Origin of the sequence: Micromonospora sp. NBRC 110038 (assembly GCF_020884815.1) — a bacterium.
In the GTDB taxonomy this organism is placed as follows: Bacteria; Actinomycetota; Actinomycetes; order Mycobacteriales; family Micromonosporaceae; genus Micromonospora; species Micromonospora haikouensis.
This window is the reverse complement of record NZ_BBOL01000002.1, coordinates 371,023-389,121: the sequence shown is the minus strand read 5'-3', so window position 1 is coordinate 389,121 and position 18,099 is coordinate 371,023. Positions and strand designations below refer to the sequence as shown.

The following is an 18,099-nucleotide window of genomic DNA, read 5'->3' as shown; positions in this document are numbered from 1 at the left end:
TCCCGGCCGTTCCCGCCGTCGCCTCAGTCGTTCTCGCTGTCGCTGTCGTCCTCGTCGCTGCCGCTCGGGGTGGTCGTCGGCTGGCCGGCGCTGCCGCCGGTGGCCCGGCGCTCCAGCACCCCCTTGGTGAGGTGCGTCTCGATCAGGTCGAAGAGGATCTCGCGTACCGCCGGGTCGGCGGCCTTGACCGGTTCGCCGTCGGCGCGGACCACGAGGCAGTACGCGAGGTAGTGGCCGCGTACCTGCCAGCCGACCCGGGCGGGGGCCTCGGTCAGCGCCTCGGTGTCGTCCCCGGCCGGCAGGCCGCGGAACCGGCCCTCCCGCTCGTCGAGCAGTTGCCGCAGCCGGTCCCGGACGCGCTGGGCGGTGGCCTTGTCGGTCAGGTTGAACAGCCCGGCGGTGAGCAGGTGGTCCCCGTCGGGGGAGCGCAGGCTCGCCCGGACCACCTGGTTGCAGCCGAGCGTGGCGAGCAGGTCCGCCACCTCGCCGCTGGCGGCGACCGCGCAGCTGCCGCTGGACTGGGTCTTGAGCACCTCGTACGGGTCCGCGCCGTCGCCGACCGTGACCTGCCGGCCGGGGAAGACCTCCTTGACCGTCAGGGGAGCGGAGTCGGTGTCCCGCGAGTCGATGTCCTGCCGTTCGGTCTGGGACGGCGACGGGGCGGCGGCGGCCGGCGGGCTCGGCGCGACCTGGGGGTCGGTGGCCCGGTTGGCCAGCAGCGCGGCGCCGCCGAGGCCGCAGAGGGCGAACAGCGCCAGGACCGCCGCCCCGCCGAACACCACCTGCCAGAGCCGGGCGCGGTGGCGGCCGGTGTCCCGGGCGCGCCGGGACCGGGGGAGGTGCAGCGGCTGCGTGGTGGCGTACCCGCCGGCCGGCGGGGCGGGGCGGGGCGCGGCCGGTGGCGGCGGTGCGAAGGCCGACGCCGGGGGCGGGGCGGCCGCGGGCAGCGCGATCCGGCTGGTCCGGGGCAGTGACGGCGTCGGGAAGCGGGACGGCGCGGGCCCGGTACGGGCGGGCGGGCGGTTCCAGGCCACCGACAGGTCCGACCCCGGCCCGGGGTGCCCCTCGAAAGCGTCCTCATCGGACTCGTACCGATACACCATGCGACCCAGAGTAGGGGCTATTGTCCCTTTAGGGGGTAATACCCGGAAACTGCGGCGGGTCCGCCGGGCCGCCCCGGCGGGCGCGCGGCCGGGCCGCCGCCCCGGACCCCGCCCGGCGGGCAGCGACGCCAGTGCGAGAATGCCGGGCGTGACCGGCGACCACTACTTCTCCGCTGAACCCGGAACCGCCGCCCGCCACCGGGAGGTCGAGTTCACCGTCGCCGGGCGCGACTACACGCTGACCTCGGCCGGCGGCGTCTTCTCCGCCGACCGCCTCGACCCCGGCACCGCCGTGCTGCTGCGCAAGGCCGACCTGCCGGCCCCCGACGCCGCCGGGAACCTGCTGGACCTGGGCTGCGGCTTCGGCCCGATCGCCTGCGTGCTGGCCGGCAGCGCCCCGGCCGCCACCGTCTGGGCCGTCGACGTCAACGAGCGGGCCCGGGCGCTCACCGCCGCCAACGCCGAGCGGGTCGGCGCGGCCGACCGGGTCCGGGTCGCCGCCCCCGACGCCGTGCCGGACGACGTGACGTTCGCCCAGCTCTGGTCCAACCCGCCCATCCGGATCGGCAAGGAGGGCCTGCACGAGCTGCTGCTGCGCTGGCTGCCCCGGCTCGCCCCCGACGGCGTGGCCTGGCTGGTGGTCGCCCGTCACCTCGGCGGCGACTCGCTGCACCGCTGGCTGACCGAGCAGGGCTGGCAGGTGGGCCGGCACGCCAGCCAGAAGGGCTACCGGGTGCTGCGGGTCACCCGCTGACCGGGCGGCCCGACGGCCCGGCGGCCTCCCCGGCATCCGGCTCGTCGACCGCCCGGTAACCGGCTCGCCGACCGGCCGGTAATCGGCTGTCGCCGGGCCGGCCCGCTCAGGCAGGATGCCGGCGTGGGATATGTGGACGTGGCAGCCGTGGGGCACATCCTCCCCGACGGCCGGGAGCTCTTCACCGACGTGTCGTTCCGGGTCGGCGAGGGCGCCAAGGTGGCCCTGGTCGGGCCGAACGGCGCGGGCAAGACGACGCTGCTGCGGATGGTCGCCGGCGACCTGCCCGTGCGCAGCGGCGGGATCGCCCGCTCCGGCGGGCTCGGCGTGATGCGCCAGTTCATCGGCATGATCGGCGACGATTCCACCCTCGCCGACCTGGCCCTGTCGCTCGCCCCGCCGGCGCTGCGCGACGCCGGCCGCCGGCTCACCGAGACCGAGGCCGCCATGCGGGCGGCCGAGCTGCGCGGCAAGTTCGGCAACGCCGCCGCCAAGGCCCAGCTCGCGTACGCGGATGCGCTCGCCGCCTGGGGCGAGGCCGGCGGGTACGACGCCGAGGTCGTCTTCGACACCGTCGCGACGATCGTCCTCGACGTGCCCTGGGACGCGGCCCGGGAGCGCCCGGTGCGTACCCTCTCCGGCGGCCAGCAGAAGCGGTTCGCCCTCGAACTGCTGCTGCGCGGCCCCGACGAGGTGCTGCTGCTCGACGAGCCGGACAACTTCCTCGACGTGCCGGGCAAACGGTGGCTGGAGGACCGGCTGCGCGAGTCGGCCAAGTCGGTGCTCTACGTCTCGCACGACCGGGAGCTGCTGGCCCGCACCGCCGACCGGGTGGTCGCCGTCGAGGGCGGCAGCGCCTGGGTCCACCCGGGCGGCTTCGCGAGCTGGCACGAGGCGAGGGTGGCCCGGCACGCCCGCCTCGACGAGCTGCGCCGCCGCTGGGACGAGGAGCACCAGAAGCTGCGCGACCTGGTGCTGATGTACAAGCAGAAGGCCGCGTACAACGACGGGTTGGCGTCGCGGTACCAGGCTGCGCAGACCCGGCTGCGCAAGTTCGAGGAGGCCGGGCCGCCGCCCGTACCGCCGAAGGACCAGGACATCCGGATGCGACTGACCGGCGGGCGGACCGGCAAGCGCGCGGTGATCGCCGAGCAGCTGGAGCTGGACGGCCTGACCTACCCGTTCGACCTGGAGATCTGGTTCGGCGACCGGGTCGCGGTGCTCGGGGCCAACGGCACCGGCAAGTCGCACTTCCTGCGGCTGCTGGCCCGGGGCGGCACCGACCCGGACCCGGCCAACGGCCCGGTCGACGGGGCCGCCGCGCTGGCCCCGGTGGCGCACGACGGGGTGGTCCGGCTCGGCGCGCGGGTCCGGCCCGGCCACTTCTCGCAGACCCACGACCGGCCCGAGCTGATGCAGAAGACCCTGGTCGAGGTGCTGTGGCGCGGCGACGACCACCGGGCCGGGATGGACCGGCACGCGGCGATGGCGGCGCTGAGCCGGTACGAGCTGGCCGGGCAGGGCGACCAGCGCTTCGGCACCCTCTCCGGCGGCCAGCAGGCCCGTTTCCTGGTGCTGCTGCTGGAGCTGTCCGGGGCGACGCTGCTGCTGCTCGACGAGCCGACCGACAACCTGGACCTGGCCAGCGCGGAGGCGCTGGAGGCCGGCCTGGCGGCGTTCGCGGGCACGGTGATCGCGGTGACCCACGACCGCTGGTTCACCCGCTCCTTCGACCGCTTCGTGTTGTTCGGCAAGGACGGCGAGGTGACCGAGACCCCGGAGCCGGTCTGGGACGTGTGAGCAGGGGTAAGGGAGGCCCCTGTCAACGCATAACGGTCTAGAAGGGGCCCTTCCCTACCTCTGGCATAGGGTTGGGCGCGTGACTGAGATGACGTACCGCCGGCTGGGCGACTCCGGGCTCGTGGTGTCCGTGGTCGGCATCGGCTGCAACAACTTCGGCCGCAAGCTCGACCTCGACGGCACCCGGGCGGTGGTCGACGCGGCGCTCGACGCCGGCATCACCCTGTTCGACACCGCCGACATCTACGGCGAGCCGCAGGGCGCCTCCGAGGAGCTGCTCGGTCAGGCGCTCAAGGGCCGCCGCGACGAGGTGGTGCTGGCCACCAAGTTCGGCATGGACATGCACGGGGCCAACGGGGCGGACTTCGGCGCCCGGGGCTCCCGGCGCTACATCGCCCGCGCGGTCGAGGCGTCGCTGCGGCGGCTCGGCACCGACCACATCGACCTGTACCAGATGCACGAGCCCGACCCGGGCACCCCGATCGACGAGACGCTCGCCGCCCTCGACGACCTGGTGCGCGCCGGCAAGGTGCGCTACCTGGGCAACTCCAACTTCGCCGGCTGGCAGATCGCCGACGCCGACTGGGTCGCCTCGTCCAACGGGCACACCCGGTTCGTCAGCGCGCAGAACCACTACTCGCTGCTGGAGCGGGGCGTCGAGGCCGAGGTCATCCCCGCCTGCGAGCGCTTCGGCCTCGGTATGCTGCCGTTCTTCCCGCTGGCGAACGGCCTGCTCACCGGCAAGTACCAGCGCGGGGAGGCCGCCCCGGCCGGCAGCCGGCTCTCCGGCGGCGGCCGGTACGCCGAGCGCCTCGCCGCGGCCCGCTGGGACACCATCGAGGCGATCGGGGCGTACGCCGCCGAGCGGGGGCTCACCATGCTCCAGGTGGCCATCGGCGGGCTGGCCGCCCGGCCCGCGGTGACCTCGGTCATCGCCGGGGCCACCACCCCGGAACAGGTGCGCGCCAACGCAGGTGCCGGCGCGTGGCAGCCCGACGACGACGACCTGGCCGCGCTCGACGCCATCCTCTGAGCCCGGTCGAGAAACGGCGGCGAAACGACGCCAGTCGAGGAACGACGAGGGGCGAAACGACGAGGGACGCCGGGGCAACTCGCCCCCGGCGTCCCTCGTCCGGCTTCCGGCCCGGTCAGGCAGCCGGCCCCCCAGGCCCGGCCGGCCGACGCCGCCGCACGAGCAGCAGCGGCACCGCCGCCAGCAGCGCGACGGCGACGAGCCCGCCGGCCGCGTACGTCCACCAGCCGCCCCCCGACCGGTCCCGCGCGTCCGGGGCGGACTGCACGGCGACGGGCCGTGGCGCGGGCGGCGTCTGCGCGGGGCGGGCCTGCACCGTCGCGGTCGCCGACGTCTTGTACGGGGCCGGCGCGGTGACCGTCACCCGCCAGCGGCCGGGGGAGAGCAGCGGGCCGCTGGAGTAGAAGCCCTGCCCCTCCCCGGCCATTTCGAGCTGCACCGGACCGGCCGTCCGGTCGCCCTCGCCCTTGGCGGTGAGGGTCAACCGCACCGGCTGGTCCAGTCGGTGGCCGTCGGAGTAGACGGCCAGCACGGTGACCCCGCCGGCCCCGTCGCCGCCCACCGACAGCTTGAGCTTTCCGCCGTGCGCCGCCGCCGGGCCCGCCGGCAGCGCCACCAGGCACGCCGCGACGAGCGCGGCGGCGAGGATCCTGAGGGTACGCATCACCCGTGCTCCACTCGTTCGGTTCGGGTGGGGCCGCCCCCGCCGTCGTGGTGCACGGCGGGAGCGGCCCCGTCTTCCGTTACAGCGAACCGCCCTCGGCGATCCGGGTGGGGTCGGCGCCGAGGCGGCCCGCCCCGTCCACCGACTTGTTGTCGTTCGCCTTGACGCCGGCCTTGGTGGCCGCGCCACCGAGCCGCACGATCATGGCGTCGGCGTCGCGGACCAGCACGTCCCGGACGTCCGTGTCGGTCACCAGGGCGGCATCGGTGGCCAACGCCTTGAAGGCGGTCAACTGCTGCACCGCCCGCTTGTCGTTGCCCGCCGCCTCGGAGGCCCGCACCGCGTCCAGCTTGTTGGACAGCTGACGGTGCGCCTTGGTGGAGAGTCGTCCGGTCGCCTTGAACCGGTCCAGCAGGTTCTGCATGTCCCGGAACGAGGTGGTGACGTAGAACCGGACCGTCGAGGAGGTGGAGTTGCCCGCCTTGTCGGTCGCGGTCACCGTCAGCTCGTGCTGGCCGAGCGGCAGCTCGTACAGCGCCTGGAGGGTGCCGCTGGCGTACGTCGTGCCGTCCAACTTGCCGGAGGTCGTCTTGATGCCGGAGGTCGGGTCGACCGCCTGCCACGAGATCCGGACGTCCTGGCTGTCACCGTAGAGCTGGCCGTCGGCGATGCCGGAGACCAGCAGCGTCGGCTTGGTGCCGTCGATCTTGACGACCGCCGACTTCAGCGACTCGACGTTGCCGGCGGCGTCGGTGGCCCGGTACAGCAGCTCGTGCGTGCCGTCCCCGGTCACCTCGACCGGCGTGGTGTACGCCGTCCAGGCGCCACCGTCGAGCGACCACTCCAGCTTCTTGACCCCGGAACCGGCGTCGGTGGAGGTGATCACCACCGGAACCGTGCCGGCGTGCCAGCCGTCGTCGTTCGCCGGGGCGAACGCGGCCGAGCTGACCGGCGCGGTGCCGTCGATCTTGACGTTGACCTTCTTGGCGGTCTCCACGTTGCCGGCCTTGTCGGTCGACCGGAACCGCACCTCGTGCGACCCGTCACCGGTGACCTGCACCGGCTCGGTGTACGCGGTCCACGTGGTGGCACCGTCGAGCTGGTACTCGGTGGAGGCCACCCCGCTGCCGCCGGCCTCGTCGGCCGCCGCGAGCGTGACCGTGACCGGCGCGGTGTGCCAGCCCTCGGTCGGGGTGCCGGAGACCGTGGCGGTGGTCACCGGCGCGGCCGTGTCGGCCACCTTGGTGGAGAGCCGGAAGTAGTCGAACGACGCGGTCTTCGACGTGGCCGCGTTGGCCCCGAGCGTGAACAGACCGATCTTCGGGGTGGCCCCGACGGCGGTGTTGCTCACCGTGCCGAGCGTCGTCCACTCCTGCCCGTCAGCCGAGTACGACCCGGTGAAGTCGTTCCCGGTGCGCGCCACCCGCAGGTGCCACACCCCCGAGGTCAGGTTGGTGACCTCCGGCTGCGGGTTCTGCACGGTACCGCCGACCTCGCTGCGGAACTCGATCCGCCGGGAGACCGTCTGACCGGCCTGGTTGTCCACGATGAAGTCGAACTTGACGTAGTTGTCGTCGTCGGCGTGGACGATCAGACCCGCCTGCTGGTACTGCTCGGCCAGCAGGCTGCCGTCGACCTTCGTCTCCAGGGTCCAGTCGCCGCTGGGCGCGGTCTGGAGGATGAAGTTCGTCGGCCCGGTGTTGCCGGTGCCGTAGATGTCACCCTTCGGCACGTCGATCTGCAGCGCGCCACCGGTCACCCGGTAGGTGGCCGCGTCCTCCCGCAGGATCGCGTTCCAGCGGCACTTGTCGAGCGCGGTGCCACCGAACTCGTCCGACGGGTCGACCGGGCCGGCCGGCTCGTCCGGCGTGACCTGGAAGAAGTCGAACGCCGCGTCCACCACCGGGGCGGTGGTGCCGCCGTTGAGGGCGAACAGGCCGATCCGGGGGTTGGTGATCCCGGCGAGCGCGGCGGACCGGCCGACCGGGGTGAACGTCGTCCCGTCGGCGGACATGCCCGCCGTCAGGTTGGTGCCGTCGCTGGTCAGCCGCAGCCAGATGGAGTCACCGGCGGGCGCAGCGGTGGCGTCCGCCCCCTCGTTGCGGGGCGAACCGGCGGTCTCCCGGATGAACTCCACCCGGCGGGACCCGCTGTAGAGCAGGTCCAGCTTGGCGTAGTTGTCGTCGTCGCCGTAGATCAGCAGGCCGGCCTGCTGGTAGTTGGCGGTGACGGGCAGGGTGACCTTCGTGGTGGCCTGCCAGGCCCCGCTGGGCGCGGGCTGGAGGACCAGGTTGGTGGCGCCGTTGGTCGTGCCGTACAGGTCACCGGAGGCGGTGGGCAGCCGCAGCGACCCGCCGGAGACCGAGTAGAGCTGGTTCTCCCGGACCACGGTCCAGCGGTTCTTGTCCAGGCTGGTGCCGAGGAAGTCGTCCGAACGCGCCCCGAAGCAGGACGTGTTCGCCGCCTCCACCTTCACCGGGACGGTCACGTACGCCTTCGCGCCCCGGGCGTCGGTCACCGTCAGGGTGGCGGTGAAGGTGCCCGGCACGGTGTACGTGTGGGTGGCGTCGAGGGTCGACGCCGTCTTGCCGTCGCCGAAGTCCCAGGCGTACGTCAGCGGGGTGTCGCCCTCGGCGTCGGTGGCCGTGCCGTCGAAGGTGACGGTGACCGGCGCGGTGCCGGTGGTCGGCGTCGCCGTGGCGCTGACCTGCGGCGGCGCGTTCTCGGTGACGCCGCGGCCGATGAAGTCCATCCAGTTGACGTTGAACAGCGAACCGGTGCCGCCGGCCGGGTCCTTGGCGAGGAAGTACAGCGTGCCCTCAGCCGGGCCGGTGACCGGGGCGGTCACGTCGACGAACTGCTGCCAGCCGCCGGTGCCCGGCACGTTCGCGGTCGCGACCAGCGGGCCGTCGACGGTGCCCGAGCGGACCTCGATCCGCCCGCCCTGGACCGACGAGGCCGCCCGGAAGCGGATCGAGTCGATCCCGGTCAGGCTGGCCGGGGCGAGCGACCACCAGTCACCGTCCTCGATGAAGCCGATGTTCTGGTTGCCGCCGGCGGTGTCGGTGGTGGTCTCCTTCTGCACGCCCGGGTCGCCGCCGCCGGTGCTGCCGGGGGCCCGGCCGGTGGCGGTGAAGTACTCGGCCTGCTTGCGCTTGGGCTGGAGCTGCTCGATCGCCCGGCCGGTCAGCGAGCCGGCACCGCCGGCGCCGCCCTTGTCGGTGTACGTCGCCTCGAAGACGCCGAAGACGTTCGCCTCCGCGCCGTGGCCGGAGGCCAGCGAGGTCTGCACGGTGCCGGTGCAGCCGGTGTGCTGCTCCAGCGGGTGGGCGTGCTCGTCGTGGCCGAGCAGCACCTGGAGCTGGACCCGGTCACAGTCGATGGTGCCGTCCTCCGGGTCGGTCACCTTGATCGTGTACTTGATCTGGTCGCCCCACTCGAAGAAACCGCCGTTCGGCGGGAACTCGATGGTCACCGTCGGGGCGGTGTTGCCGACCGTCACCGGCACGTTCGCCACGGCGGTACGACCCGCCGGGTTGGTGACGGTGAGCTGGGCGATGTAGTCACCGGCGGTGGCGTAGGTGTGCGTCGGGTTCGCCTCGGTGGAGGTCTGCCCGTCGCCGAACTTCCAGGAGTAGGTCAGCGTGCCGCCGTCGGGGTCGCGGGAACCGGCGCTGGAGAAGTTCACGGTCAGCGGCGCTGGCCCGGAGGTGGGGTCGGCGCTGGCCTGGGCGATCGGGGCCCGGGAACCGGCGGTGTAGTCGATCCGGTAGACCCCGGAGTTGTCGTTGTTGCCGCCGAAGCCGCTGCCCCACTCGATCAGGTAGAGCGCGCCGTCCGGCCCGAACTCGAAGTCCATCGGGCGGACCATGGTCATGCCGGTGAGCAGCTGGTTGATGTCGATCAGCGACTTGCCGTCCTGGCTGACCTGCATCGTGTACATCTTCGACTGGTTCCACTCACCGAGGAGCGCCTTGCCGTCGTAGTACGCCGGCCACTTGCGGTCCGACGTGCTGTCGGCGTCGTACCGGTAGACCGGGCCGCCCATCGGGGCGCCGCCGCCGCCGATCTCGGGGAAGCGCGGGTCACCCGCGTAGCCGTAGTCCACGGTCGCCGGGATGGCCGGCGGCAGGTTGGTCAGGCCGGTGTTGTTCGGCGAGTCGTTCACCGGCGCGGCGCAGTTGAACTTCGCCCCGCTCGGCCCGTTCGGGAAGGTGTAGTCGTTGTACGCCTTGTTGTTGCCGGTGCAGTACGGCCAGCCGTAGTTGCCGGCGGTGGCGACGATGTTCCACTCCACCAGGCCCTCGGGGCCGCGGTCCGGGTTGGCCGAGTTGGCGTCCGGTCCGTAGTCGGCGACGTAGAGGGTGTCGGTCTTCTGGTCGACGCCGATCCGGAACGGGTTACGGAAGCCCATGCCGAAGATCTCGGGGCGGGTCTTCGCGGTGCCCGGCGCGAACAGGTTCCCCGTGGGGATCGTGTAGGTGCCGTCGTCCTCCGGGTGGATCCGGATCACCTTGCCGCGCAGGTCGTTGGTGTTGCCGGCGCTGCGCTGCGCGTCGTAGTCCTGCCGGCCGGCCCGCTCGTCGATCGGCGTGAAGGCGTTCGACTCGAACGGGTTGGTGTTGTCGCCGGTGGCCAGGTACAGGTTGCCCTTCGAGTCGAAGGTCATGCTGCCGCCCGCGTGGCAGCAGGTGTTGCGCTGCGTGTCGACCTGGAGGACGATCTTCTCGGTGGCCTTGTCGATGGCGTCACCGTTGACGGTGAACCGGGACAGGTAGTTGCGGGGGCCGCCACCGGCCGGCGCGTAGTAGAGGTAGATCCACTTGTTGGTGGCGAAGTCCGGGTCGAGGCGGAGGCCGAGCAGGCCGTCCTCGTTGCCGGTGAAGACGTCCAGCTTGGTCGCGGTGACCGTGTTGCTGGTGTCCGGCTTGATGATCTGCACCCGGCCGTCACGCTCGGCGTAGAACACCCGACCGTCCGGAGCGATGTCCAGCTCCATCGGGTTGTTGGTGTTGCTGTCCAGCGTCACCTTGTCGAAGTTCGAGGTCTTCGAGGCGCCGCAGTCGGCCTTCTCCACGCCCGCGGCGGTGCGGATGCCGCCGAGCAGGTGGGTGAGGAACTCGGGCTCCTGGTACGACTGCTGGGTGTGGCCGCCACCGGTGTACCAGGCCCGGCCGCCGTCGTAGTCCTGGCACCAGGCGGTGGGGTGGTCGGCGCCCATCGCGCCGCTGCCCGGGGTGTAGGACTTCTCGTCCAGGCTGGCCAGGACGTGCACGTTGGAGCGCGGGTTGGTCCGGAAGTTGTACCACTCGTCGAACCGGGACCACTTGTCCGGCAGCGTGGCCGTGGACGGGTGGGCGTGGTCCTCGACCTTGACGGTGGCCTGCTGGTTGGCGGGGTGGTTGTTGAAGTACGCGCCGACCAGCTTGCCGTACCAGGGCCAGTCGTACTCGGTGTCCGAGGCCGCGTGGACGCCGGCGTAGCCGCCGCCGGCCTTGATGTAGCGCTCGAACGCGGCCTGCTGGTCGGCGTTGAGGACGTCACCGGTGGTCGACAGCCAGATCACGGCCTGGTACTTCGCGAGGTTGGCGTCGTTGAACGCGGCGCCGTCCTCGGTCGTGTCGACGGTGAAGCCGTTGTCGGTCCCGAGCTTCTGGATCGCGGCGATGCCGGCCGGGATCGCGTCGTGCCGGAAGGCGGCGGTCTTGGAGAAGACGAGCACCGAGAACGGGTCGGTGGCGGCTGCCGCTACGGGGGCCGCCAGGGGCGCCGCCTGCGCGGCGGCCGGTGCGGCCTGCGCGGGGGTGCCGGCGACCAGGCCGGTGGCGACGAGGGACAGGCTGAGAAGTGAGGAACTGAGGATGCCGCGAGGTATGCGGCGGCGGCGGGATGGAGACACTCCATGCTCCTTTTGTCCGAGCTGGACAGTGGTGGGCTCGGGGACGACTTCGCCGCAGACCGTCCCCGGTCGGTGCGGTGCCTGGGTCAGACCAGGGCCCAGGCACCTTGTAACGTCGGTGCGGGCCCAGGCCCGCACCTGTCGGACCGGTACGCGAGGGGGTCGCGTACCGCTGGTCGGTGCGCGGCCACGCCAGGGCCGCTCACCGGTCGGATCGGGGTGCGCGGCCACGCCAGGGCCGCGTACCGGTAGGTCGGTGCGGGCCACGCCGAGGCCACGCGCCGAAATATGTCGATCGGTTGAACAAATTAGCGCCGCTGGACTCGTTTCCGGCAAGGCGTCGGCGTGTAACGATTCGGTATCGGCGATCGACCTATCCGGCGCATGCGGAGGAATGGGGAGAAGCGGCTCGCCGGCCGGCTGACCGTGGTCTGGACCACCGGTCGGATCCCTTGGCGGATCAGCCGATTCGTCGTACGGTGACACGGACGTAACCCACGGGAGCCCGGTGTACCGGGCTGAGAGGGGGGCTGGAGCCCCCGACCGTCGAACCTGATCCGGGTAATGCCGGCGCAGGGAGGAGAGTTGCCGTGCCGTCCCTTGGGCGACTGCATCTGATCACCGACACCCGGCCGGGGCGGGACCCGCTCGCCGTGCTTCGCGCCGCCCTGCCGGTGGCCCGCGCCGAGCTGGTCGTCCAGGTCCGCGTCACCGACGACGCCACCGACCGCGAGGCGTACGACCTGGCCCGGCGGGCGGTCGCCCTCTGCGCCCCGTACGGGGCGATGTGCCTGGTCAACGACCGGCTGCACGTGGCGCTCGCGGTCGGCGCCGCAGGCGGCCACGTCGGCGCGGACGACCTGCCGGTCGCGGCGGCCCGCCGGGTCCTCGGCCCCACCGCCGTGCTCGGCGCGACCGCCCGCGCACCCGGGCCGGCCGCCGAGGCGGTGGCCGGCGGGGCGAGCTACCTCGGCGTCGGCCCCTGCCACGCCACCGACACCAAGGCGGGCCTGCCGGACCCGATCGGCCCCGAGGGGGTACGCGCCGTGGCCGGGGCCGTGGCGGTGCCGGTGATCGCCATCGGCGGGGTGACCGCCGCAGCGGTGCCGGCGCTGCGCGCCGCCGGGGCGTACGGGGTGGCGGTGGTCGGGGCGCTCTCCGCCGCCGCCGATCCCGCACGGGCCACCGCCGAGCTGCTCGGGGCGCTGACGTGCTAGCCCGCGCCGAGGTGCCAGCCCGCGCCGACGGGTTAGGAAGGGACCCTTCCTATGCAGAAGGCGTTGACCGGGGGCCCTTCCTTACCGACGTGGCGGTGGTGGGGGGCGGGGCCGTCGGGCTGGCGGTCGCGTGGCGGTGCGCGGCGCGCGGGCTGCGCGTCACCGTGCACGACCCGGCCCCCGGGTCGGGCGCGTCCCACGTCGCGGCCGGGATGCTGTCGCCGGTCGCCGAGGCCTACTTCGGCGAGCGGGAGCTGACCGGGCTGCTGGTCGCCTCGGCCGCCCGCTGGCCCGCGTTCGCCGCCGAGCTGACCGCCGCCAGCGGCGTCGACCTCGGATACCGCACCGAGGGCACCCTCGTCGTCGGGCTCACCGGCGACGACCTGGCCGAGGCACAGCGGCTGTGGTCGTACCAGCGGGACCTGGGGCTGCCCATCAGCCCGCTGCGCCCGTCGGAGCTGCGCGACCGCGAACCGGCGCTCGCCACCCGGGTGCGCGGCGGCGCGGTCGCCCCCGGCGACCACCAGGTCGACCCCCGGCGGCTGGTCACGGCGCTGCGCACCGCCGCCGAGCGGGCCGGCGCGACCCTCGTCACCGGCGCGGTGCGGGCGCTGTCCGACCTGGACGCCCGGGTCACCGTCGTCGCCGCCGGCTGCGGGGCCGCCGCGCTCACCGGGCTGCCGGTCCGGCCCGTCAAGGGCCAGATCCTGCGGCTGCGCGCGCCCGACGGCGGTCCGCCGGGCTTCCGGCACGTCGTCCGGGGGTACGCCGACGGCGAACCCGTCTACCTGGTGCCCCGCGAGGACGGGGAGGTGGTGGTCGGCGCGACCGTCGAGGAACGCGCCGACACCGACGTCACCGCCGGGGCGGTGCTGCGGCTGCTCCGCGCCGCCGTGGATCTCGTCCCCGAGCTGGCCGAGTACGAGCTGGTCGAGGCGACCGCCGGGCTGCGCCCCGGCACCCCCGACAACGCCCCGATCATCGGGCCGCTGCCCGGCCGGCCCGGCGTGCTCGTCGCCACCGGCCACCACCGGCACGGCATCGTGCTCACCCCGCTCACCGCCGACCTCGTCACCGAGCTGGTCGTCGCCGAGCCCACGGCCCCCGCGACGGCGGACCCGCTGCTCGCCCCCTGCACCCCCGAGCGGTTCGCCGGCCAGCGCCGGCCCGGCTGACCGCCGTCACCCCGACCGACCCGACCGATCCGCGCGACCGGTCCGCGTCACCGGTCCGCGTCACCGGTCCGACCGCGCCGCCGCCGACCCGGCCGATCGCGTCCGGCCCGGCGCATCCCGTCCCGGTGGCGGGCCGAGGACGCATCCGAGGAGGAGCACCCACATGGAACTGACGGTGAACGGCACCGGGCGTACGCTGCCCGCCGGCGCGACCGTGGCCGACGCGGTCGGCCTGGTCACCGACCAGCGGCGCGGCCTCGCCGTCGCGGTCAACGGCGAGGTCGTGCCGCGCGGCGGCTGGCCGGCGACCCCGCTGCGCGACGGCGACCACGTCGAGGTGCTCAGCGCCGCCCAGGGCGGGTGACGACATGTCCCACGAGGGCTCCTCGTTCGAGCTGGGCGGCGTGACGTTCGGGTCCCGGCTCATCCTCGGCACCGGCGGCGCGGCCAGCCTGCACGCGCTGGAGCAGGCGATCCGGGCCTCCGGCACCGAGCTGGTGACGCTCGCGCTGCGCCGCGTCGACACCGCCCCCGGCATGGGCGGCGGGCTGCTCGACCTGCTGGACCGGTGCGGGGTGCGGCTGCTGCCGAACACGGCCGGCTGCTACACGGCCGGCGAGGCGGTGAAGGTGGCCCACCTGGCCCGCGAGGCGTTCGACACGGACTGGGTGAAGCTGGAGGTGATCGGCGACGAGCGCACGCTGCTGCCCGACGGGGTGGAGCTGCTGCGCGCCGCCGAGACCCTGGTCGCGGACGGGTTCACCGTGCTGCCGTACACGTCGGACGACCCGATCCTGGCCCGGCGGCTCGCCGACGTCGGCTGCGCGGCGGTGATGCCGGCGGGCGCGCCGATCGGCTCCGGACTGGGCGTGAACAACCCGCACCACATCCGACTGATCCGGCAGAGCGTCGACGTGCCGGTGATCCTCGACGCGGGGATCGGCACGGCGTCCGACGCGGCGCTGGCCATGGAGCTGGGCTGCGACGCCGTGCTGCTGGCCAGCGCCGTCACCCGCGCCGCCGACCCGGTCGCCATGGCGAGCGCCATGCGGTACGCGGTCGAGGCGGGCCGCCTGGCCCACGGGGCGGGCCGCATCCCGCGCCGCTTCCACGCGCTGGCCTCCACCCCCGACGAGGGAAGGCCAGCCCTATGACCCCGCCCCCCACCCCGCCTCTTGCGGATCTTGGAAGGAAATGGCCCCTCCAGGGGCCGGAATCTTCCAAGATCTTGCCGCCGACGCCCTGCGGCGTCGTCCTGCTCGCCGATCGGGGAGGGGACGCCACGGGAGGGAGCGCGCCGGGGGCGCTCGTGCGGGTGGTGGTGGGTGCCGTGGCCGGGGGAGTGCGCTGGGTGGTGCTGCGGGAGAAGGACCTGCCCCGCGCCGAGCGGGCCGCGCTCGCCGCGCACCTGCGCCCGATCCTCGCCGAGGCCGGCGGCACCCTGGTCGTGGCGGGCCCCGACCCGCTCGGCGGCGACGCCGTGCACCTTCCGGCCGCCGGCCCGTACCCGCCGCCGCGCCCCGGCCCCGCCGGTCGTCCCCGCCCGTGGCTCGTCGGCCGCTCCTGCCACGACGCGGCCGAGCTGGCGCGACTGACCACCGAGGACTACGCGACCCTCTCCCCGGTGTATCCGAGCAGGTCGAAGCCCGGCTACGGCCCGCCCCTCGGGCCGCGGCGGCTCGGCGAGCTGATCCGGTTCAGCCCCGTGCCGGTCCTCGCCCTCGGCGGCATCGAGACCCCGGAGCAGGTGCGCGCCTGCCTGGCGGCGGGCGCGGCGGGGGTGGCGGTGCAGGGCGCGATCATGCGCGCCCCGGACCCGGCCGAGGCAGCCGCCACGCTGACGACCGCCTGGGCCGAGGCGCGAGCCGGCCAATCGTGCGCGGAGACGCCCCAGCCCTCAACCGGGACCACCGCCGCAGCCCCGGTGGACCGAGCGAGCGAGGCGACCAAGTGACCCCGACGACCGTGCTCACCATCGCCGGCTCCGACTCCGGCGGGGGCGCCGGCATCCAGGCCGACCTCAAGGTCTTCGCGGCGCTCGGCGCGTACGGCACCAGCGTCCTCACGGCCGTCACCGCACAGAACACCCGGGGCGTGGACGCCGTCCTGCCGCTGCCGCCGCGCACCGTCACCGAGCAGCTCGACAGCGTGCTCGGCGACTTCCGGGTGCGGGCGGTGAAGACCGGGATGCTCGGCAACCCGGCCGTCGCCGACGCGGTCGCCGACGCCGCGCGGGCGGGACGCCTGCCGCACCTCGTCGTCGACCCGGTGCTCGTCGCCACCAGCGGGCACCGGCTCGGCGTGGTCGAGGCGGTCGAGCGGCTGCTGCCGTACGCCGAGGTGGCGACGCCGAACTGCGCGGAGGCCGCCGCCCTCACCGGACGCCCGGTGACCACGGTCGAGGAGATGGTGGCCGCCGCCGAGGCCCTCGCCGCCGGCGGCCCGGCGCACGTGGTGGTCACCGGCGGCGACGTGGACGCGGCCGGTGAGTCGGTGGACGTGCTGGTCGGCGGCGGGGCGACCACGCTGCTGCGCGCCCGGCGGGTGCGCACCCGGCACAGCCACGGCACCGGCTGCTCGTTCTCGGCGGCGATCGCCGTGCGGCTGGCGGCCGGGGATCCGGTGCCGGCGGCGGTCGCGGCCGCCAAGGAGTACGTCACCCGCGCGCTGACCGGCGCACGGGACTGGGAACTGGGCGCGGGACGCGGCCCGCTGGACCACTTCGGCTGGTCCTGACCACCACCTGGGAGGCAGTCATGCAGGCACGACGCAAGGTCTACGTCGAGGGGGCCCGGCCGGACGTCCGGGTGCCGTTCGCCGAGGTCGACCTGACCGGCGACAACCCGCCGGTCCGGCTCTACGACACCTCCGGCCCCGGCTCCGACCCCGAGGTGGGGCTGCCGCCGCTGCGTGGGCCGTGGATCGCCGAGCGCGGCGACGTCGCGCCGGTGCGGGGGGCGGGCACGCCGCTCGCGGGCGCGGACGGGAAGCGCCCGACGCAGCTCGCGTACGCGCGGGCCGGGGTCGTCACCCCGGAGATGGAGTTCGTGGCGATCCGGGAGGGGATGGCCCCGGAGTTCGTCCGCGACGAGATCGCCGCCGGCCGGGCGGTGCTCCCGCTCAACGTCAACCACCCGGAGTGCGAGCCGGCGATCATCGGCAAGGCGTTCCTGGTGAAGGTCAACGCCAACATCGGCACCTCGGCGGTCACCTCCTCGGTGGCCGAGGAGGTGGAGAAGCTGACCTGGGCCACCCGGTGGGGCGCGGACACCGTGATGGACCTGTCCACGGGCAAGCGGATCCACGAGACCCGCGAGGCGATCGTGCGCAACTCGCCGGTGCCGATCGGGACGGTGCCGATCTACCAGGCCCTGGAGAAGATCGGCGGCGACCCGGTGAAGCTGAGCTGGGAGGTGTTCCGCGAGACGGTGATCGAGCAGGCCGAGCAGGGCGTCGACTACATGACGGTGCACGCCGGGGTGCTGCTGCCGTACGTGCCGCTGGCCGTGGACCGGGTGACCGGGATCGTCTCCCGGGGCGGGTCGATCATGGCGGCCTGGTGCCTGGCGCACCACGAGGAGAACTTCCTCTACACCAACTTCCGCGAGCTGTGCGCGATCCTCGCGCGGTACGACGTGACGTTCTCCCTCGGCGACGGGCTGCGCCCCGGCTCCATCGCCGACGCCAACGACGAGGCCCAGTTCGCCGAGCTGCGCACCCTCGGCGAGCTGACGAGGATCGCCTGGGAGTACGACGTGCAGGTGATGATCGAGGGCCCCGGCCACGTGCCGATGCACAAGATCAAGGAGAACGTGGACCTCCAGCAGGAGTGGTGCCACGAGGCCCCGTTCTACACCCTCGGCCCGCTGACCACCGACATCGCCCCCGCGTACGACCACATCACGTCGGCGATCGGCGCGGCGATGATCGGCATGTTCGGCACCGCGATGCTCTGCTACGTCACGCCCAAGGAGCACCTCGGCCTGCCCGACCGGGACGACGTGAAGGCCGGCGTGATCGCGTACAAGATCGCGGCGCACGCGGCGGACCTGGCCAAGGGCCACCCCGGCGCGCAGGCGTGGGACGACGCGCTGTCGAAGGCGCGGTTCGAGTTCCGCTGGTCCGACCAGTTCAACCTCTCGCTGGACCCGGAGACGGCGCGGTCGTACCACGACGCGACCCTGCCGGCCGAGCCGGCGAAGACCGCGCACTTCTGCTCGATGTGCGGCCCGAAGTTCTGCTCCATGAAGATCACCCAGGAGCTGAAGGAGTACGCGGCGCGCGGCATGCAGGACAAGTCGGCGGAGTTCCTCTCCTCCGGCGGGCGGGTGTACCTGCCGCTGGCCTGACCCCGGCCCGCCCGCGCCCTGCCGGGCTGGCCTTGCCGGGCCTGGCCTTGCCTGGCCTGCGATCGGAGCCATGTCGGCGACGTGGGGGTATCCCGTCGAGGCTTA

At 73.9% G+C, this 18,099-nt stretch carries 13 protein-coding genes and 1 riboswitch; of the genes, 10 read left to right on the top strand and 3 right to left on the bottom strand.

Going from position 1 to position 18,099, the window contains the following annotated elements:
• Nucleotides 1-23: 23 nt before the first annotated feature.
• Nucleotides 24-1,103 (bottom strand): hypothetical protein, encoded by a 1,080-nt coding sequence (locus LPU61_RS09350; protein ID WP_043965551.1) that lies wholly within the window; start codon nucleotides 1,101-1,103, stop codon nucleotides 24-26.
• 148 nt (nucleotides 1,104-1,251) lie between these two features.
• Here LPU61_RS09350 and LPU61_RS09345 point away from each other — a divergent pair, with 148 nt between their 5' ends.
• The 3 genes from LPU61_RS09345 to LPU61_RS09335 all read left to right on the top strand — a co-directional run bounded on the left by LPU61_RS09345 (nucleotide 1,252) and on the right by LPU61_RS09335 (nucleotide 4,690).
• Nucleotides 1,252-1,857 carry a class I SAM-dependent methyltransferase gene (locus tag LPU61_RS09345; protein WP_043966513.1) on the top strand — a complete coding sequence of 202 codons (606 nt, stop codon included), beginning with the start codon at nucleotides 1,252-1,254 and terminating at the stop codon, nucleotides 1,855-1,857.
• A 123-nt stretch (nucleotides 1,858-1,980) separates the two neighbouring features.
• Nucleotides 1,981-3,657 carry an ABC-F family ATP-binding cassette domain-containing protein gene (locus LPU61_RS09340; RefSeq protein WP_229404713.1) on the top strand — a complete coding sequence of 559 codons (1,677 nt, stop codon included), beginning with the start codon at nucleotides 1,981-1,983 and terminating at the stop codon, nucleotides 3,655-3,657.
• A gap of 88 nt (nucleotides 3,658-3,745) precedes the next feature.
• The gene (locus LPU61_RS09335) at nucleotides 3,746-4,690 is read left to right on the top strand and encodes an aldo/keto reductase (protein WP_229404916.1); all 945 of its coding nucleotides are present in this window, start codon (nucleotides 3,746-3,748) and stop codon (nucleotides 4,688-4,690) included.
• Nucleotides 4,691-4,805: 115 nt separating this feature from the next.
• Here the strand turns inward: LPU61_RS09335 and LPU61_RS09330 are convergent, their stop codons facing one another.
• On the bottom strand, nucleotides 4,806-5,354 hold the full coding sequence (locus LPU61_RS09330) for a hypothetical protein (protein WP_043965557.1): 549 nt from the start codon (nucleotides 5,352-5,354) through the stop codon (nucleotides 4,806-4,808).
• Nucleotides 5,355-5,433: 79 nt separating this feature from the next.
• The gene (locus LPU61_RS09325; protein WP_229404712.1) at nucleotides 5,434-11,253 is read right to left on the bottom strand and encodes a ThuA domain-containing protein; all 5,820 of its coding nucleotides are present in this window, start codon (nucleotides 11,251-11,253) and stop codon (nucleotides 5,434-5,436) included.
• A gap of 488 nt (nucleotides 11,254-11,741) precedes the next feature.
• A riboswitch (TPP riboswitch) is annotated at nucleotides 11,742-11,849 on the top strand.
• Between LPU61_RS09325 and thiE the strand changes: the two genes are divergently transcribed.
• The 7 genes from thiE (at nucleotide 11,844) to thiC (ending at nucleotide 17,994) form a co-directional block, all read left to right on the top strand.
• On the top strand, nucleotides 11,844-12,470 hold the full coding sequence (gene thiE, locus LPU61_RS09320) for a thiamine phosphate synthase (RefSeq protein WP_043965561.1): 627 nt from the start codon (nucleotides 11,844-11,846) through the stop codon (nucleotides 12,468-12,470). (Overlaps the previous riboswitch by 6 nt.)
• A gap of 89 nt (nucleotides 12,471-12,559) precedes the next feature.
• Nucleotides 12,560-13,645, top strand: a complete 1,086-nt coding sequence (thiO, locus tag LPU61_RS09315; protein ID WP_043965563.1) for a glycine oxidase ThiO — start codon at nucleotides 12,560-12,562, stop codon at nucleotides 13,643-13,645.
• Nucleotides 13,646-13,808: 163 nt separating this feature from the next.
• Complete coding sequence (thiS, locus tag LPU61_RS09310; protein WP_077938310.1) at nucleotides 13,809-14,009, top strand: sulfur carrier protein ThiS; 201 nt, start codon at nucleotides 13,809-13,811, stop codon at nucleotides 14,007-14,009.
• A 4-nt stretch (nucleotides 14,010-14,013) separates the two neighbouring features.
• Nucleotides 14,014-14,799 carry a thiazole synthase gene (locus LPU61_RS09305; protein ID WP_043965567.1) on the top strand — a complete coding sequence of 262 codons (786 nt, stop codon included), beginning with the start codon at nucleotides 14,014-14,016 and terminating at the stop codon, nucleotides 14,797-14,799.
• Nucleotides 14,796-15,599, top strand: coding sequence for a thiamine phosphate synthase (locus tag LPU61_RS09300; protein WP_374199634.1), 804 nt, complete (start codon nucleotides 14,796-14,798; stop codon nucleotides 15,597-15,599). Before LPU61_RS09305 ends, LPU61_RS09300 begins: the two co-directional genes overlap by 4 nt.
• Nucleotides 15,596-16,381, top strand: a complete 786-nt coding sequence (gene thiD, locus LPU61_RS09295; RefSeq protein WP_043965569.1) for a bifunctional hydroxymethylpyrimidine kinase/phosphomethylpyrimidine kinase — start codon at nucleotides 15,596-15,598, stop codon at nucleotides 16,379-16,381. Before LPU61_RS09300 ends, thiD begins: the two co-directional genes overlap by 4 nt.
• A gap of 20 nt (nucleotides 16,382-16,401) precedes the next feature.
• Nucleotides 16,402-17,994 carry a phosphomethylpyrimidine synthase ThiC gene (gene thiC / locus LPU61_RS09290; protein WP_229404711.1) on the top strand — a complete coding sequence of 531 codons (1,593 nt, stop codon included), beginning with the start codon at nucleotides 16,402-16,404 and terminating at the stop codon, nucleotides 17,992-17,994.
• Nucleotides 17,995-18,099: the final 105 nt, after the last annotated feature.

What these genes read in the sequence shown, in the direction of transcription:
- LPU61_RS09305 (WP_043965567.1), top strand. Translation starts at nt 14,014, where the DNA reads ATGTCCCACGAGGGCTCCTCGTTCGAGCTGGGCGGCGTGACGTTCGGG.
- LPU61_RS09330 (WP_043965557.1), bottom strand. Translation starts at nt 5,354, where the DNA reads ATGCGTACCCTCAGGATCCTCGCCGCCGCGCTCGTCGCGGCGTGCCTG.
- LPU61_RS09300 (WP_374199634.1), top strand. Translation starts at nt 14,796, where the DNA reads ATGACCCCGCCCCCCACCCCGCCTCTTGCGGATCTTGGAAGGAAATGG.
- thiS (WP_077938310.1), top strand. Translation starts at nt 13,809, where the DNA reads ATGGAACTGACGGTGAACGGCACCGGGCGTACGCTGCCCGCCGGCGCG.
- LPU61_RS09350 (WP_043965551.1), bottom strand. Translation starts at nt 1,103, where the DNA reads ATGGTGTATCGGTACGAGTCCGATGAGGACGCTTTCGAGGGGCACCCC.
- thiC (WP_229404711.1), top strand. Translation starts at nt 16,402, where the DNA reads ATGCAGGCACGACGCAAGGTCTACGTCGAGGGGGCCCGGCCGGACGTC.
- LPU61_RS09335 (WP_229404916.1), top strand. Translation starts at nt 3,746, where the DNA reads ATGACGTACCGCCGGCTGGGCGACTCCGGGCTCGTGGTGTCCGTGGTC.